This window comes from Kitasatospora sp. NBC_01250, from assembly GCF_036226465.1.
GTDB lineage: Bacteria > Actinomycetota > Actinomycetes > Streptomycetales > Streptomycetaceae > Kitasatospora.
In genome coordinates, this window is record NZ_CP108476.1 from 8184119 (window position 1) to 8200625 (window position 16507).

General features: G+C 74.0%; 9 protein-coding genes. 5 read left to right on the forward strand and 4 right to left on the reverse strand.

Translation table 11 applies throughout. The features are described 5' to 3' along the window. Positions 1 to 158: 158 nt before the first annotated feature. Complete coding sequence (locus OG500_RS34635) at positions 159 to 1037, reverse strand: SDR family NAD(P)-dependent oxidoreductase (RefSeq protein ID WP_329586102.1); 879 nt, start codon at positions 1035 to 1037, stop codon at positions 159 to 161. Positions 1038 to 1129: 92 nt separating this feature from the next. On the opposite strand from OG500_RS34635, the gene OG500_RS34640 reads away from it, so the two are divergent. Continuing rightward, the gene (locus tag OG500_RS34640) at positions 1130 to 1702 is read left to right on the forward strand and encodes a TetR/AcrR family transcriptional regulator (RefSeq protein WP_329586105.1); all 573 of its coding nucleotides are present in this window, start codon (positions 1130 to 1132) and stop codon (positions 1700 to 1702) included. 156 nt (positions 1703 to 1858) lie between these two features. Here the strand turns inward: OG500_RS34640 and OG500_RS34645 are convergent, their stop codons facing one another. Then, entirely contained in the window at positions 1859 to 2260 is a 402-nt protein-coding gene (locus OG500_RS34645) for a DUF5997 family protein (RefSeq protein ID WP_327070790.1), read from the reverse strand. A gap of 57 nt (positions 2261 to 2317) precedes the next feature. Here OG500_RS34645 and OG500_RS34650 point away from each other — a divergent pair, with 57 nt between their 5' ends. Then, on the forward strand, positions 2318 to 3127 hold the full coding sequence (locus OG500_RS34650; protein ID WP_329586108.1) for a LysR family substrate-binding domain-containing protein: 810 nt from the start codon (positions 2318 to 2320) through the stop codon (positions 3125 to 3127). Positions 3128 to 3163: 36 nt separating this feature from the next. Here the strand turns inward: OG500_RS34650 and OG500_RS34655 are convergent, their stop codons facing one another. Further along, positions 3164 to 3643, reverse strand: coding sequence for a hypothetical protein (locus tag OG500_RS34655; protein ID WP_329586111.1), 480 nt, complete (start codon positions 3641 to 3643; stop codon positions 3164 to 3166). A gap of 329 nt (positions 3644 to 3972) precedes the next feature. Beyond that, positions 3973 to 4602 (reverse strand): TetR/AcrR family transcriptional regulator, encoded by a 630-nt coding sequence (locus OG500_RS34660; protein ID WP_329586114.1) that lies wholly within the window; start codon positions 4600 to 4602, stop codon positions 3973 to 3975. Between the two features lie 164 nt (positions 4603 to 4766). Between OG500_RS34660 and OG500_RS34665 the strand changes: the two genes are divergently transcribed. The 3 genes from OG500_RS34665 (at position 4767) to OG500_RS34675 (ending at position 16507) form a co-directional block, all read left to right on the forward strand. Beyond that, the gene (locus OG500_RS34665) at positions 4767 to 5213 is read left to right on the forward strand and encodes a nuclear transport factor 2 family protein (RefSeq protein ID WP_329586117.1); all 447 of its coding nucleotides are present in this window, start codon (positions 4767 to 4769) and stop codon (positions 5211 to 5213) included. A gap of 166 nt (positions 5214 to 5379) precedes the next feature. Then, complete coding sequence (locus OG500_RS34670) at positions 5380 to 6486, forward strand: DUF5954 family protein (RefSeq protein ID WP_329586119.1); 1107 nt, start codon at positions 5380 to 5382, stop codon at positions 6484 to 6486. Between the two features lie 1126 nt (positions 6487 to 7612). Beyond that, positions 7613 to 16507 (forward strand): SDR family NAD(P)-dependent oxidoreductase, encoded by an 8895-nt coding sequence (locus OG500_RS34675; protein ID WP_329586122.1) that lies wholly within the window; start codon positions 7613 to 7615, stop codon positions 16505 to 16507.

The following is a 16507-nucleotide window of genomic DNA, read 5'->3' on the forward strand; positions in this document are numbered from 1 at the left end:
GGAAGTTGATTCCGTTGATGGTAGCAACCGCTCCGGACGCACCGTCAATCCCAGGGCGACGGGGGCAGATGCGCGACCTTCCCGTCTCCCTGGGCCATCTCGGCCGGTGCGTGCCGGGACCCCGCGCCGCGACCCCGAGCGCGGCGGCCGCTGCTCGGTCAGGTGGCCGTGAGCGGTGCGAGGTGCCGGCTCAGGCGGTGGACGGCTTCGGCGAGGCGGGGATCGGTTGCGGCGCGGAAGGGCGGGACCGGGTGCGCCTGGGGTCCGATGACGACGCCGGTCCAGCCTGTCAGCGAGTCGTCGGTCGCGGCGAAGATCGACGGCTTGGCCGCCACGGAGGCCGGGCCCGAGGTCGAGCGTTCGAACTTCCGCCGGACGAGCGGCCAGAGCAGGCGCAGTCCGGGGGAGACGATCCTCGGGTCGCGCAGGGTGCCGTTGGTCATGTCGGTCGCGGCGCCGCCGGGGTCCGCGGCGAAGACCGAGACGCCCGTGCCGTCGAGTCGGCCGGCCAAGGCCAGGGTGTAGGCGAGGTTGGCGAGCTTGGCGCGGCCGTACCAGTGGAAGCCGTAGTAGCCGCCGGGCGGCTCGACGGCGTCGAAGCTCCGCTTGGCGAGCCCCACCGCGCCGGAGGTCACGTTCACGATCCGGCTCGGTGCTGCCGCCCGCAGTGAGGGCAGCAGCAGTTCGGTCAGCAGGTACGGCGAGAGGTGGTTGACGGCGAAGCTCGCCTCGATCCCGTCGGCCGAGTCCTGCCGGTCCGCGAACATCGCCCCGACGTTGTTGACCAGGACGCTCAGCGGGCCTTCGGCGAGGACCCGGTCGGCGAGGGCGCGGACCGCGTCGAGCGAGGCGAGGTCGGCGGCCGTGAACCGGGCGGGATGTGCCGGTGCCGTGGCATTGATCCGTTCGACCGCGCGGGCGCCGCGTTCGGCGTTGCGCCCGACCACGGTGACCGCGAGGCCGGCCGTGGCCAGTCCCAGGGCCGTCTCCCAGCCGATCCCGGCCGTCCCCGCCGTGACCAGCGCTGTCTGCTTCATCGCACATCCCCTCCGGCATATACGGATGAGTTATCCGCTTCGTGGACGGGACCCTAGCAGATGCGGATGGGCTATCCAGTTAGACTGTTGCGATGACGACCCCACCGCTGCGCAAGGACGCCGCCCGCAACCGGGAGCAGATCGTCGCCGTGGCCCGGGGGCTCGTGGACGAAGGTGTAGCGCTGCAGCTCAACGACGTCGCCCGCCGTGTCGGCCTGGGTGTCGGCACCGTCTACCGGCACTTCCCGACCGCCGAGGCGCTCCTGGAGACCGTTGCCGCCCGTAGCCTGGAGGCGCTCGTCGCCCATGGCGAGCAGGCGCTGGACAACGACGACCCTTGGCGCGCCCTCGCGGGCTTCCTGACCCGCACCATCGAGCTGCAGGTCACCGACGCCTCGCTGTCCACCGTCACCGCGGCGCCCACGGATGCGCTGGCATCCACCACCGAACTGAAACGGACGCTGTGGTCGCTCGGTGGTCGGCTGCTCGACCGTGCCCGTGGCGCCGGGGTCGTGCGGGCCGACCTGGTCTCCGCCGATCTGGTCCCGCTGATGTGCGGAATCGCCTACGCCGCAACCGTCCACGGCGGTGTCGGCGCTGCCCGCACCGACACGGCCCGGCGCTATCTGACGGCGCTCCTGGAGGGTCTGCGCACACCCGCGTAGCGGCGCGCCGGTTGTGCAGGGCCTGCGGCGGAGGTCCGGGAGGTCGGCACCGGGTCCGCGCGGCAGGCCGGGGGAGGGGGCAGGCGGGCTGAGCCGGGGCCGCCCCCATCGGGGGGCGCCGTCGCTCAGCCGCCTTCACACAGGGTGATGGAGAGGCTACTGGGCCGCCTTCTTCTCCTGCTGCTCCTGCTTCTCCTTGATCCGCACGGCTTCCTTGCGGACCTCCGCCTGGGTGGTGCGCTCGCGCTGCAGCCAGTCGGGGTTGGCGGTCTTCAGCTCGTCGATCTCGGCGGTCGTCAGCGCCTCGGTGACCCCGCCGCGGGCGAGGCCGGAGACGGAGATGCCGAGCTTGGCGGCGATCACCGGACGCGGGTGGGGGCCGTTGCGACGCAGGTCCACCAGCCAGGCCGGCGGCTCGGCCTGCAGCTTGTTGAGCTCCTCGCGGGAGACGACGCCCTCCTGGAACTCGGCGGGCGTGGCGGAAAGGTACACGCCGAGCTTCTTCGCCGCGGTGGCGGGCTTCATGGTCTGGGTCGTCTTCGGCTTGAGCGATGTCATGGTCACCAGAATAAGCGAGATTCTCCTTGCTCCGGTCACGGACGGTAGCCTGGGCCCGTGACAGAGAACCAGGTGACCGACGGCTTCCGACTGGCGTACGTACCGGGAGTCACGCCCGGCAAGTGGATCCGGGTCTGGGAGGAGCGGCTGCCGCAGGTGCCGATCAGCCTGGTCCCGGTCGCTGCGCCCGAGGGCGGGCAGCTGCTCAAGGACGGTGCTGCCGATGCCGGACTGATCCGGCTGCCGGTGGACCGCACGGTGCTCAGCGCCATCCCGCTCTACACCGAGACCACGGTCGTCGTGCTGCCCAAGGAGCACCTGCTCACCGCCGCCGACGAGGTCCTGGTCGACGACCTGGCCGACGAGGTGATCTGGCACCCGCAGGACGAGACCATCGAGTGGCCGACCCGCCCCGGGCTGCCCGGCCTGGAGCGGCCCGCCAGCACGGCGGACGCCATCGAGGTGGTGGCGGCGGGCGTCGGCCTGCTGGTCCTCCCGCAGTCGCTGGCCCGGCTGCACCACCGCCGCGACCTCACCTTCCGCCCGATGCCCGATGCGCCGCAGTCCCAGGTCGCGCTCTGCTGGCCGGAGGCGAGGACCACCGACCTGGTGGAGGAGTTCATCGGCATCGTCCGCGGACGCACGGTGAACAGTTCGCGAGGCTCCGCCCAGACGGGGCAGTCGGACCGCAAGGGCGGCGCGGGGCGGGAGCCGGCCCGGACCGGCCAGCAGGCCAAGTCGGCCAAGCGGACGGAGCAGCCGAAGAAGAAGCCCGCCGCCCCCGGGGCACGCGGCGCCCGCCCGCGCCCGGGCGGGTCCGGCTCGGGCGGCACGGCGAAGAAGGGCAAGCCGCGCCGCCGCTCCTGAGACCGCCGGGCGGCATGCGGCGGGGTCGCCGGCGGCTCAGCCGTAGATCGGCTGTGACCAGGCCCAAGGGGCTCCGACCCCGTCGTCGGCGACCCGTGCGATGCCCCACACGCCTTGGGAGCAGCTGATGTTGCTCTGGTAGCTGTAGAACCAGGCCGAGCCCGGGAAGATGTCGTTGGCGGGCGAGTCGCCTGGAATGCCGTACGTGACGCCGTTGCACTTGTCGTAGACGCCGGTGTAGATGCGCACGTCGGTGTCACCACCCGTCATGTGGACCCTGCTGTAGTACACGCCGGGGGCGACCTCGTCGACGCAGGGCTGCAGGCTCCAGCCGTACCAGGGGCCCTGGACGGGACCGCACTGCTCGCTGCTGGTCGCGTTGGCCGTGCCGGCGGTGGTGAGGGTGGCGCCGCCGGCGATGGTCAGCGTGGCGGCGGCCGCGGCCATGGTGCGGCGGAGCCTGGGTGTCTTCAAGAGCTTGAGCACGGTGTCCCCCTGGGTCTCGTCCAGCCTCACGGGCTGGCAACGGTCATGCGCGGCCGGTGCGGCAACGCCCTTGCGGCATCCGGTCTCTGACGCGCCGGGGCGTTGCCGCGACGACCCTCGCACCGGGTACGGACGGTGGGCAACGGTCAGCCGGTTTCCCGGACGTTCCCGGACGTTCCCGGACGTTCCCGGACGGGCCGCGTCGGATTCCAAGCGGCCAGGGGCGGTGCGGATCAATCGAGATCGATCATTTACGGTCGGAATCGATTGCCAACCGACACCCATGTGTACGAGTTCGCCTGGCGCAGCCCCGTCGCCGGGGATGCCCGGCGCACCGGGTGCGGTGGCAGCGGCGGGCGTTAGCCGGTTGTGCTCCGCGCGGGGCGCAGGCCGTCGCTGATGATCTGCGTGAGCCGGCCCGGGCGGGTGTCGGTTGCGCGGGCGCGTTCGGCTGCGACTGCGCCGGCGACGAGGGCGTGCAGGTCGGCGACGTCGATGTCGGTCCGGACCGCGTCGGCGGACTGGGCGCGGGTCAGCAGCTCGCCGAGGGTGGCGCGCAGGTCGCCGGCCGCGTCGAGGGTGGCTCGCTGGAGGTCGACCCCGGCGCCGACGAGTGCGTCGGCCAGGTCCATCTTCGATCCCGCGTCGGCCACCACCACGGCCAGCTGGCCGAAGAACGCCTCGCCCGGGTCCGCGCCGGCGTCGATCCGCGCCAGCGCCTCGTGCCCGGCCTTCGTCAGGGCCTTGATGCGGTCGGTGACCACCGCCTCGAACAGCGCTTCCTTGGTGGGGAAGTGACGGTAGACCGTCCCCGCGCCGACCCCGGCGCGACGGGCGATCTCGTCGAGGGGGACCGCCAGGCCCTCGGCGGCGAAGACCTCGCGTGCGGCCTCCAGGACCCGGGCGCGGTTGCGGCGTGCGTCGGCACGCAGGGGCCGGCCTTCGCTCGCGGGCTGCGCCGCAGGGGGCCGTTCACTCATCGCGGGCATGGAACTCCTCGGTACCGGGGGCGGGGGCGCTCGCCATGGACAACCGGGGCGGGCGTTCCGTATATTCGAAGCGGGGCGAGCGTTCCGATTGTATCGGCGCCGGCCTCCTCCTCGTCGGCGCCGTGCCGCCGAGCCTGCCGTCACGCCGATCCGAAGGACTCCTGATGCCCGCTCCCGTCTCCTCTCCCGGCACCCGCACCCCACGCGAGACCGTAGAACTGTTACTGCGCACCGTGGTCGAGGGCTCGCGGAGCGACCTCGCCGACCTCTACGCCCCGGATGTCGTCATCGAGATGCCCTTCGTCCGGCCGGGCTTCCCGTCCCGGACCGAAGGCAACGGGGCGATGCGGGCACGGGCCGAGGCCGTCGAGGCGCTGTGGACGTACGACTCCGTGGACGGCGTCACCCTGCACGAGACCGCCGACCCGGAGGTCGTCGTCGTTGAGTTCCGCGTCCACGGGCGGCTGACCGCGAACCGGGAGCCGTTCACGCTCGGCTACATCAACGTCGTCCGCGTGGTCGACGGACTCATCGTGTCCTCGCGCGACTACGGCAACCCGCTGGAGAGCGAGGTGCTGGCCGCCGCGCTTCCCACCCCGCTCGACAGCTGACCGTCGGCGAGCTCCTGCGCGGGCCGGCTCGCCGGGCCGGGCGTAAACAGTTCACTGTAGGGCAGGGGCCGGGGGCGGCCCGGGTGCGGCGCGGCCGGGTCGCTCGATCGGGTCGCGGGTGGGGGTCCGGCTGCGCAGCGGAGCCGGGCGGGGGCATCCTGCCGGTATGGCTGACCTTGGTGAGGATGTCCCCGGTTACCGGACGATCCGGATGACCGCGCTGGAGGCTCCGGTTGCGGTGCTGGCCGATGTGGAGGCCTGGCAGGCGAGGGACGCCTATCCCGACCTGGTGTCCGGTGGCGGGCCGGTCTTCGGGGTGGCCCGTGAGCTGGAGGCGGGTGGCTGGCGGCTGCACCGGTTCTTCTGCAACGACACGCCCCAGGGCGCCCGCGAGAGCATGTCCGTGACGTTCCGGAAGCTCGCCCAGGCCGCGGAGCGGGAGGGGCGCACCGCCGACCACGAGGAGTGCATGGCGGCGGCGGTCAGGCTCGACTGGGAGAAGATCGACGAGATGACCGTGCTCGGCACCCGCTACCGGGTGGTGCGCGCCGAGCGGTTCATCCGCACCGGCCCCGACGGCCCCGAGCCCCCGCGGCCCAGCGACCCGGACCCGGCCGGGCTCGGCGAGGGCAGCGAGGCGCCGGATCCCGGCGACGGGCTGGTGATCGATCCGGTGACCCCCACCGGGATGTCCGAGGGGATTCTGAAGGCCGAACTCCTGGCGCTGGTCCGGGCCGAGGGCACCGTGCCGGCGGAGGTCCGGGACGACTCGCGGGTGGCCGCCCGCACGCACCCCGGCGGGGTGCTGCTGCCCGCCACCTTCATGAGCGCCGAGCGGACCGCCGGGCGCTGGGCACCGTTCTCCGGCGCCGACTCGACCAGCCCGCAGGGTGCCCGGGAGGTGCTGGCGGTCCACCTGCGGGTGATGGCGCCGATCATGCACCGGCTCGGCCCCAAGGAGCGTGCCGCCTACACCCGGGCCGCCGACCGGTTCGAGGAGGAGCGGGCGTCGGACCTGAAGCTGGCGGGGCGCCACTGGCGGATCGTGCGGGTCGAACGCCTGGTCCGGTTCGGCCCGGACGGCCCGGAGATGTCGCGCCCCAGCGACCACGATCCCGAACTGCCCGTCCTGGAGCACGACCGCATCCTGCGCGAGGCGGGCGAGCTGCCCGACGAGGACGACGCGCCGATCGAGCTCGACGAGACGCAGGAGGAGATGCTGCGCGCTTTCCGGCACGAGCAGGAGCGCCGCCGGCAGCGCCGCAAGCGCTAGGCCGTGTCTCACAATTCGCGTCGGATCAGCGCGCGGCTCCCCCAGCCTTCGGCCGGGAGGTACCCCCACCACCCAGCCTGGCGGCTGGGTGGCGCCCGGCTGGGCGTGCCGGCGAAGCGTCCTCGTACTGGGTCGTACGTGGATGATTCGCCGGTGCGTCCAGGCGGGATGCCCGGCGTCGCGCGCCTGGCGGGAATTGTGAGACACGGCCTAGCGCTGCGTCGGGCGACCTCTGCGCGACGGGGCGAAGGCCGCGCTCCCGGGCGAAGGTTGCCCGATGCTGCAATGGTCCTGATGCGGTGTCAGATCGGTGCTGTCAAGACCGGGTCCGGTTGTTCGGTCGGGGGCCTCGTCAGGTCGATGACGAACCGTCATCAGAGCTTCGCGAGCGGCGGGTTGCCGACGTGGTCGACGCGGTGATCTGTGCCTGTCAGGCACGCTCCGGGACAGTCCATGCCATCGTCGGCAGATGTCGCGGGCCCACAAATCTTTTCATTGCGCCGCGCCGGTGACTCCCGTTAGGCTCCAAGAAGCCGACTACCTGGGCGATGTGAAGCGGTTCCGCATCGTGGGGATCCGGGGTTACGGCGCGATGTCGATGCGAGTGCTGGGCGGGCGAGCTTGCGAGGGGGATCGCTATGAGGTTCTACACGTTCTAGGCCGTGTCTCACAATTCGCGTCGGATCAGCGCGCGGCGTTGGGCGCCCGGCTGGGCGTGCCGGCGAAGCGTCCTCGTACTGGGTCGTACTTGGATGATTCGCCGGTGCGTCCAGGCGGGATGCCCGGCGTCGCGCGCCTGGCGGGAATTGTGAGACACGGCCTAGCGGGGGGTTGCTTCCAATCCTTCGCCGCGGCGGCGTTGCCGGGCGCATTGTTCCTGGATGCGTTTGCGGTGCCGCCAGGGCACTGGGGTGCGTCCGAGCAGGCCTGACGCCGTCGACACTCGTCGAACCGGTGGAATTCACGCATGCCCTGAATAGGGATTGCCGACACAGCTCCCGGGTCTGTTCACCGCTGGTCCCGGCTATTTCTTGACCGCAGTTCTCCTCGTGTGCTCTGGAAGTTTCCTCCGGTGTCGCCCATGGCGGGCCGCCGCCGGTTCGACGCTGTTCTGGGATGGAAACCGATGACCGATTCGTCCATGTTCACCGAGACGTTCACCGAGACTCTGACCGTCACCGCGGACAACCCCCTGCTGGCGGGTCATGTCGTCTACGGGCGCACGCTGCTGCCCGGTGTCGGCTATGTGGACATGGTGCTGCAGGTCCTCGCCCGGCACGGAATGGCGATGCCCAACGTCGAGTTGCGCAACCTGACCATCCTCGCGCCCCTGGTGGCCGCGCCGGGTGAACGGGTGCTGACCACCGTGGCGGGACGGCCCGCGCCGGCGGGCGGCTGGCGGATCGAGGTCCGCAGCCGGCGGCAGCAGGACACCTCCGACGTCCTGCACGCGGTGGTGACCGCGCTCCACCGCCCGGCGGCCCCTTACCAGGAGCGGTTGGCGCTGCCGTTGGACGGTGTGCAGAAGCTCACGCCTCTCACCGAGATCTACGCCTGGTGCCGGCAGTACGAGCTGTTCCACTCGGGGCTGATGAAGATCGGCGGCGCGGTGCACCACCGCCCCGGCGACTGGATAGCCGAGCTCGAACTCGCCCCGGAGCACCAGGGCACCGCGGACGCCTTCCTCTTCCATCCTGCCCTGTTCGAGGCCGGGTTGCTCGGTGGCGGCGTCGGTACCAGCATGCTGCACCAGGGGCCGGCCGGTCCGGAGCTCTATCTGCCGTTGGTCTTCGAGTCGTTCCGGGCGGCGGCTCCGCTGGGCAGGCGCTGCTTCGTTCGGGTACCGGTCGATTCGGTGCGCCGGGACGACGAACTCATCAGGCTGGCCGTGGAGTTCTACGACGCCGAGGGCCAGAAGGTGGCCGAGGTGAGTCAGTTCGTGGCCAAGCGGGTGCGTGCCGCGGCGGCCCTGGACGTGCGCGGCGACGCCGCTCCGGCGCCCGCCGTGCCGGTGCCTGCTGTGCCGGTGGTGGTGTCGGGTGGGCGTGATGTGGTGGGTCTGGTGCGGGAGTTGGTGGCGGCTCGGTTGGGGGAGCCGGTGTCGGGGGTTGATGTGGGGAGTGGGTATTACGAGTTGGGGTTGGGTTCGGCTGATTTGTTGTCGGTGGTGGCTGATTTGGAGGGTCGGCTGGGGTTGTCGTTGTCGCCGACGGTGATGTTCGAGTACAAGACGGTTGCCGATCTGGCGGAGTGGCTGGAGACGCAGCTGCCCGAGGAGACGAACGTCCAGGCGGCGCCCGCCGTGCCGGTGCCTGCTGTGCCGGTGGTGGTGTCGGGTGGGCGTGATGTGGTGGGTCTGGTGCGGGAGTTGGTGGCGGCTCGGTTGGGGGAGCCGGTGTCGGGGGTTGATGTGGGGAGTGGGTACTACGAGTTGGGGTTGGGTTCGGCTGATTTGTTGTCGGTGGTGGCTGATTTGGAGGGTCGGCTGGGGTTGTCGTTGTCGCCGACGGTGATGTTCGAGTACAAGACGGTTGCCGATCTGGCGCAGTGGCTGGAGACGCAGCTGCCCGAGGAGACGAACGTCCAGGCGGCGCCCGCCGCGCCGGTGGTTGCCGTGCCGGTGGCGCCCGCCGTGCCGGTGGTGCAGCCCGACCGGCTCGCCACCGTCCGGGCCGCGCTGCTCGACGAGGTGGCCGCGCTGCTGGAGGTGCCGGTGGGGGAGGTGGACCCGGGCACCGAGCTGGCCGAGTTCGGGTTCGACTGGGCCGGCCTGGCCCAGCTCGCCGACCGCCTCAACTCCCGCTACGGCACGCAGCTCACCTCCGCCGTCTTCGCCGAGCACCGCACCGTGCAGGCCGTCGCGGCCCAGCTGGTCGACGCCGGACCGGACCGGTTCGCGGCCCTGGAATCCTCCGCCCCGGCATCCCCGGCCCCGGCGGCCGCCGTGGCAGCCCCCGAGGCCGTCCCGGCGGCCCCGGTGCGCCCGCATCCGATGCTGCACCGGGCCGTGCCGGACGCCGGGGGCATCACCTGCCACGCGCACTTCGACGGCAGCGAGCCGTACCTGAGCGACCACCGGGTGCGCGGCGGTCGCGTGCTGCCCGGTGTCGCGCACCTGGAGATGGCGCGTGCCGCGGTCGCGCTGGCGCTGGGCGCCGAGCGGCCCGACGGGGTCCGGCCGGAGGCCGTGCGGCTGGACGGCGTGGTGTGGCTGCGGCCGGCGGTCTGCGGACCGCGCGGGCTGGAGCTGCGGGTGGGCGTGCGCACGCTGCCCGGCGGCGGCTGCGACTTCACGATCGACAGCGTGGACGAGGACGGCACGGTCACCCTGTGCAGCCAGGGCCGGGCGAGCCTGGCGGGCCCCGCGGGCCCCGGCGCGCCGTCCCTGCACGAACTGCGCGCGGCCTGCGCCGAGGCGGTGTACGGCGCCGCGCACGTCTACGGCCAGTACGAGCGCATGGGCATGGACTACGGGCCCGCCCAGCGCACCCTGGTGGAGCTGCGGGTGGGCACGGACGGCGCGGGGCGGCGCCAGGTGCTGGCGGAGCTGAGCCTGCCGGCGGCGGCGAAGCTCGCGGCGGAGTGCCGGCTGAACCCGGCCGTCCTGGACGGTGCGCTGCAGGCCACCATCGGCCTGTGGCTGGCGGAGGCGGGCGCCGACGGCCGCCCGGCCGCGCTCGCCCTGCCGTTCGCCGTGCAGCGGGTCGAGACGCCGGGCGCCACACCCGCGCGTTCCTACGCCTGGATCCGGCACCAGCCGGGGAGCAGCACCGAGGCCGCCGCGGCCCGGCTGGACGTCACGGTCCTCGACGAGCACGGCCGGGTCTGCGTGGAGCTGACCGGACTGAGCACCCGTGCCCTGCCGGACCTGCCGCAGGCCGCCACCCCGGCGACAGCCGCCCTTCAGGCCGTCGCCCCGCAGGCCGTCGCCCCGCACGTGGCGCCCCCCGTCCCGTCCACCGCCCCCCGGCCCGCCCGCCCGCTGCCCCCGCGCCCCGGCGCCGACATCGCGATCGTCGGTGTCAGCGGCCGCTACCCGCAGGCGGCCGACCTGGACGAGTTCTGGCAGAACCTGCGCGCCGGCCGGGACTGCGTGCGCGAGGTCCCGGCGGAGCGCTGGGACCACCGCCGCTACGCCGACCCGAACGGCGCGAACACCAGCCGCTGGGGCGGATTCCTGGACGACATCGACCAGTTCGACCCGCTCTTCTTCCAGATCTCGCCGTTCGAGGCCGACTACCTCGATCCGCAGGAGCGCCTCTTCCTGCAGTGCGCCCACCACGCGCTGGAGGACGCCGGCTACACCGGCGAGAGCCTGGCCCGGTCGGCCGCCGAGCCCGCCGGGGACGCGGCCGTCGGCGCCCCGCCGAACCGGGTGGGCGTCTTCGTCGGCGTGATGTACCTGGAGTACCAGCTGCTCGGCGCGCAGGCGCAGGAGCGCGGCCGCGCGACCGCGCTGTGGGGCAGCGCCTCGACCATCGCCAACCGGGTGTCGTACGTCTACGACTTCCATGGGCCGAGCATGGCGGTGGACACCATGTGCTCGTCCTCGCTGACCGCCATTCACCTGGCCTGCGAGGCCATCCGGAGCGGCCAGTGCGACGCGGCGCTCGCGGGCGGGGTGAACCTCAGCCCGCACCCGAACAAGTACCTGATGCTCGGCCAGCGCCGGTTCCTGTCCAGCGACGGACGCTGCCGCAGCTTCGGCGAGGGCGGCGACGGCTACGTGCCCAGCGAGGGCGTCGGCGCCGTGCTGCTCAAGCCGCTGGAGCGGGCCGTCGCCGACGGTGACCACGTCTACGGCGTGATCAAGGGCACCGCGCTCAACCACGGCGGCCGGACCACGGGGTACTCGGTGCCGACCCCGGTGGCGCAGGGGCAGGTCATCGCCCGGGCGCTCACCGAGGCGGGCGTCGACCCGCGCGCGCTCAGCTACCTGGAGGCGCACGGCACCGGGACCTCGCTGGGCGACCCGATCGAGATCGACGGCCTGACCAAGGCCTTCGGCCACCTGGGCGGCGGGCCGCAGCAGTGCGCGATCGGCTCGGTGAAGTCGAACATCGGGCACGCCGAGAGCGCGGCCGGCATCGCCGCCGTCACCAAGGTGCTCCTCCAGCTGAAGCACGGGGAGCTGGTGCCGAGCCTGCACTCCGCTGCGCTCAACCCGCACATCGACTTCGCCCGCACGCCGTTCCGGGTCCAGCAGCGCCTGGAACCCTGGCAGCGGCCGGTGCTGCTGATCGACGGCGAGCAGCGCACCGTGCCGCGGCTCGCCGGCGTGTCCAGCTTCGGCGGCGGCGGTTCGAACGCCCACGTCGTCATCGCCGAGTACCAGGAGCCCGCCGGACGCCGCGCGACCGCCGCCGACGGGCGACCGGCGCTGCTGCTGCTCTCCGCCCAGAGCGAGGGCCAACTCGTCGAGCAGGCACGGCGGCTGAGCGAGCGGCTGGCCGAGCTGGGCGACGCCGACCTGCCGGACGTGGCCTGGACGCTGCAGACCGGACGGCTCGCGCTGCCCGAGCGGCTCGCCTTCGCCGCGACCTCGCCGGCCGAGGCCCGGGCGCAGCTGGCGGCGTTCGCCGCGGACCCGCAGCGGCCCGGCGCCTGGGCGCGCGGCACGGCCCGCACCGAGCGCGCGCCGGGCGGCGAGGCGCTGCGCGCGGCGCTCGCCGACTGGTCCGACCGCGCCGCGCACCAGCGGCTGCTGGCGCTGTGGGTGGAGGGGGCCGCCGTGGACTGGGCGGCGCTGCGCCCGGCCGGCCCGCCCGCCCGGCGGATCAGCCTGCCCGGCTACCCGTTCGCCCGCGAGCGGCACTGGGTGGACCCCGAGGCCGGTCCGGCGCTGGCCGCCCCGCTCGCGAGCGGCGCGGCCGCCGTGCCCGCGGCCGGCCCCGCCGCGTCCGCGCCCGCCTCCACGCCCGCCGCGACCGCCTCCACTCCCGCCGCGCCGGTGATCCCGCACGAGGTCGACGAGGTGCTGCTGCGCCCGGTCTGGTCGGTGCGCGAGGCCGGGCCCGCCGACCGGCCGGGGCCGGCCTTCGCGGCGCACCACGTGGTGCTGCTCGGCCGGTTCACGGCCGGTGAGCGCGAGACCCTGCGGGCCGCGCTGCCCGCCGGCACCGATCCGCAGTTCGTGGAGCTCGCGGACGGCCCGCTCGACCGCCAGTACACCGAGGCGGTGCAGCGGCTCTTCGCGCTGACCCGCGGGATCCTCGAAGCGGGCGTACGGCAGCCGGTGCTGCTCCAGGTCGCCCTGGTGGGCGCCGCGCAGGGACCGGCCGAGCTCGACCGGCTGGCCTGTTTCGGCGCGCTGGCAGGCCTGCTGAAGACCGCCCAGCTGGAGCACCCGCTGCTGCACACCCAGTACCTGGAGTGCCTGGACGCCCCCTCGGCGGCCGCCCTCGCCGCCCGCCTGCTCGCCGAGGCGGCCGGCCGCCCCGACCCGGAGGTGCGCCACCGCGACGGCCGGCGGCACGTCGCCGGGCTGGCCGAGCTGACCGGTGCCCGGCCCGCCGCCGCGCCCTGGCAGCAGGACGGCGTCTACCTCATCACCGGGGGCGCCGGGGGGCTGGGCCTGATCGTGGCGCGCGAGATCGCCGCCTCGGTCGGGCACGCCACCGTGGTGCTCGCCGGGCGCTCGCCGCTGGACGCGGCGCGGCGCGGCGAGCTGGCCGCCCTGCGGGCGGCGGGGCTGACGGTGGACTACCAGCGCGCCGATGTCGGCGACCGGGCGCAGGTGGCCCGGCTGCTGGCCCAGGTGGCCGACAACCACGGGCCGCTGACCGGCATCCTGCACAGCGCCGGGGTGATCGAGGACGGCTACCTGGTCCGCAAGACCCCCGAGGAGCTGGCCCGGGTGCTGGCGCCCAAGGTCGCCGGACTGGTCAACCTGGACGAGCTGAGCCAGGACCAGCCGCTCGCCCTCTTCGTCTGCTTCTCCTCGCTCAGCGGGGCGTTCGGCAACCCCGGGCAGGGCGACTACGCGGCGGCCAACGCCTTCCTGGACGCCTACGCGGGCTACCGCAACCGCCTGGTGGCGGCAGGGCTGCGCAGCGGGGCGACGGTCTCCGTCGGCTGGCCGCTGTGGGCCGAGGGCGGCATGGGCGACGCCGCCGCCCGCGAGCTGCTGAGCGGCGCGGGCCTGGCACCGCTGGACACCGCCCGGGGGCTGGCGGCGCTGCGCTGCGCGCTGGCCGGGCGGGAGAACGGGCTGGACGACGGCAGGCTGCTGGTCGTCGCGCACCGGCGGGGCGCCGAGCTGCCCTGGCTCCCGGGGCAGGGCGGACCGGTGGCCGAGACACCGCGCCCCGAGCCGGCGACGGCTCCCGGCGCGGACCCGGCCCCGCAGGACCGGGCCCTGGCGGACCGGGCCGTGGGCCACCTGCGGCGCCTGCTGGCGACGGCCCTGGGGCTCGGCCCCGAGCGCCTGGACCCGGACGCGCCGCTGGAGCGCTACGGCATGGACTCCGTCCTCGCGGTGAACCTGGTCTCCCGGCTGGAGGAGACCTTCGGTCCGCTGTCGCGCACGCTGCTCTTCGAGGTGCAGTCGGTGCGCGGGCTGGCCCGGTACTTCGCGGCGGACCACCCGCAGGAGCTGCGGACGCTGGTGGGCGCACCCGCCGTGGCACCGCAAGCACCCCGCACCCCCGCCCCAACTCCCGCCCCCGTCGCACCGCAGCCACAGGCCGCTGCACCGCAGCCGCAGGCCGCCGCGCCGGCCCCGCGCCCGGCCGACGGCGCGCACGCCTCCCGGTCGCGGCCGGCCGAGGACGCCATCGCCGTCATCGGCATCGGCGGGCGCTTCCCGCAGGCCGAGGACCTGGACGCGTTCTGGGACATCCTGCGCAGCGGCAAGGACTGCGTCACCGAGGTCCCGGCCGGCCGCTTCGACGAGCAGCCCGACGCCGACCCGGACGCCCCCGGCGCCGGCCGCGGGTGGTGGGGCGCGTTCCTGGACGGCGTCGACCGGTTCGACCCGCTGCACTTCGGCATCTCGCCGCGCGAGGCGGTGGCGATGGATCCGCAGCAACGGCTCTTCCTGGAGACCGTCTGGCACCTGCTGGAGCAGAGCGGGGTGACGCAGGAGGTCATCGAGCAGCGCTACCGGCGGCGGGTCGGCGTCTACGTCGGGTCGGCCTACCAGATGTACCGGGCCGACGAGTCGGACCCGACGCTGGCGGCGCTCACCGCGGCGGCCTCGTTCAACCTGATCGCCAACCGGGTCTCGCACTTCTTCGGCCTGGAGGGCCCGAGCCTGGCGGTGGACAGCATGTGCACCTCCTCCACCATGGCCATCCACCTCGCCTGCGCCGACCTGCTGCGCGGCGAGAGCGAGCTGGCCGTCGCCGGTGGCGTGAACCTCACCGTCCACCCGGACAAGTACACGGCGCTGGCCGAGATGCAGCTGCTCGGCAGCCACTCGGGCAGCCGCAGCTTCCGGGACGGCGACGGCTACCTGCCCGCCGAGGTGGTCGGCGCGGTGCTGCTCAAGCCGCTGGCGGCGGCGCTGCGCGACGGCGACACCGTGCACGCCGTCATCAAGGGCACCGCCTCGATGCACGCCGGGCGGTCCAACGGCTTCATGACGCCCAGCCACCGCACCCAGGTGAAGGTACTGCGCCAGGCGCTGGAGCGCTCGGGCGCCACCCCGGACTCGATCGGCTACGTGGAGGCCGCGGCCAGCGGCACGGCCTTCTCCGACGAGGTCGAACTGCGGGCGCTGCGCGAGGTGTTCGGCGCGGTGACCGAGCCGGTGGCGGTCGGCACGGTGAAGTCGAACCTCGGGCACCCCGAGGCGGCCTCCGGCATCGCGCAGCTCGCCAAGGTGGTCCTGCAGCTGCGGCACCAGGAGCTCGCGCCGCTGGTGGAGGTCGGCACCGCCAACCCCAACCTGGATCTCGACGGTTCGCCGCTGCGGCTCTGCGAGCGGCTGACCCCCTGGGAGCCGCGCGGCGCGAAGGACGCGCAGGGCCGCCCCGCGCCCCGCCGTGCGCTGATCAACTCGGTGGCGGCCGGCGGCAGTCACGTGACGCTGGTGGTGGAGGCCCCGCCGCGGGTCCAGGCCGCCCAGGCCGCCCCGGCGGACCCGGGGGAGGCCGGGCGCCAGCTGGTGGTGCTCTCCGCCCGCACCCCGGAGCGGCTGCGCACGGCGGCCCAGCGACTGCACGACTTCCTGGCGTCCCTGGGCGGCGGCGCGGACGAGGTGGGCCTCGCGGACCTCGCCTACACCGCGCAGCTGGGCCGGGAGGCGCTGCCCGAGCGGCTCGCCGTGGTGGCGGGCAGCAGGGAGGAGCTGACCAGGGCGCTCGCGGAGCACCTGACCGCGGGCCCGGGCGCCACCGGGGCCGGGGCGGTCGTGCTCGGCAACGCGGAGGAGGACGCCGGTCCGCTGGGCAGCGTGCTGACCGGTGCCCGGGGCGAGGCCTTCCTGGCCGGTCTGGTTGCGGACGGCGATCTGGAGCACCTGGCGGAGCTGTGGGTGCGCGGCGCCCGGGTGCCGTGGGCCGGTCTCCACCAGGGCCCGCGCCGGCTGGTGCCGCTGCCGGCGACCGCCTTCGAGGCGGGCGCCTACTGGCTCGGCCGCCGCCCCGCCGGGCCCGTCACGGTACGACCCGACGGCGACGCCGACCCCGACATCGACGCCGGCCCTGGCGCCGCGCCGCAGGCGGCGGCCGCCGGTGACGCGCTGCGGACCATGACCGGGGCCTGGTCGGAGCTGCTGGGGATCGATGCCGACCGGCTCGGCGCGAGGAGCAACTTCTTCTCGCTCGGCGGCAATTCACTGCTCGCGACCCGCCTGATCAACCTGCTGGCCCGCCGCACCGGCGTGCAGCTGCCCGTCCAGGCCGTCTTCGACGCGCCCAAACTCGCGGCGATGGCAGGCGAGTTGGAGCGCCGGTTGCCGTCGGGCGGGGCGCTCGGCGTGCCCGAGGTGGACCGGATCCTGGCGAGCATCGGCCTGATCGAGAGCATGACCGACGAGGAGCTCGACGCCCTGGGCGTCGAGAGCGTCGAGAACTAG

Coding starts and splice junctions, on each gene's coding strand:
- OG500_RS34635 (WP_329586102.1), bottom strand. CDS start 1,037: ATGAAGCAGACAGCGCTGGTCACGGCGGGGACGGCCGGGATCGGCTGG.
- OG500_RS34670 (WP_329586119.1), top strand. CDS start 5,380: ATGGCTGACCTTGGTGAGGATGTCCCCGGTTACCGGACGATCCGGATG.
- OG500_RS34645 (WP_327070790.1), bottom strand. CDS start 2,260: ATGACATCGCTCAAGCCGAAGACGACCCAGACCATGAAGCCCGCCACC.
- OG500_RS34675 (WP_329586122.1), top strand. CDS start 7,613: ATGACCGATTCGTCCATGTTCACCGAGACGTTCACCGAGACTCTGACC.
- OG500_RS34660 (WP_329586114.1), bottom strand. CDS start 4,602: ATGCCCGCGATGAGTGAACGGCCCCCTGCGGCGCAGCCCGCGAGCGAA.
- OG500_RS34640 (WP_329586105.1), top strand. CDS start 1,130: ATGACGACCCCACCGCTGCGCAAGGACGCCGCCCGCAACCGGGAGCAG.
- OG500_RS34665 (WP_329586117.1), top strand. CDS start 4,767: ATGCCCGCTCCCGTCTCCTCTCCCGGCACCCGCACCCCACGCGAGACC.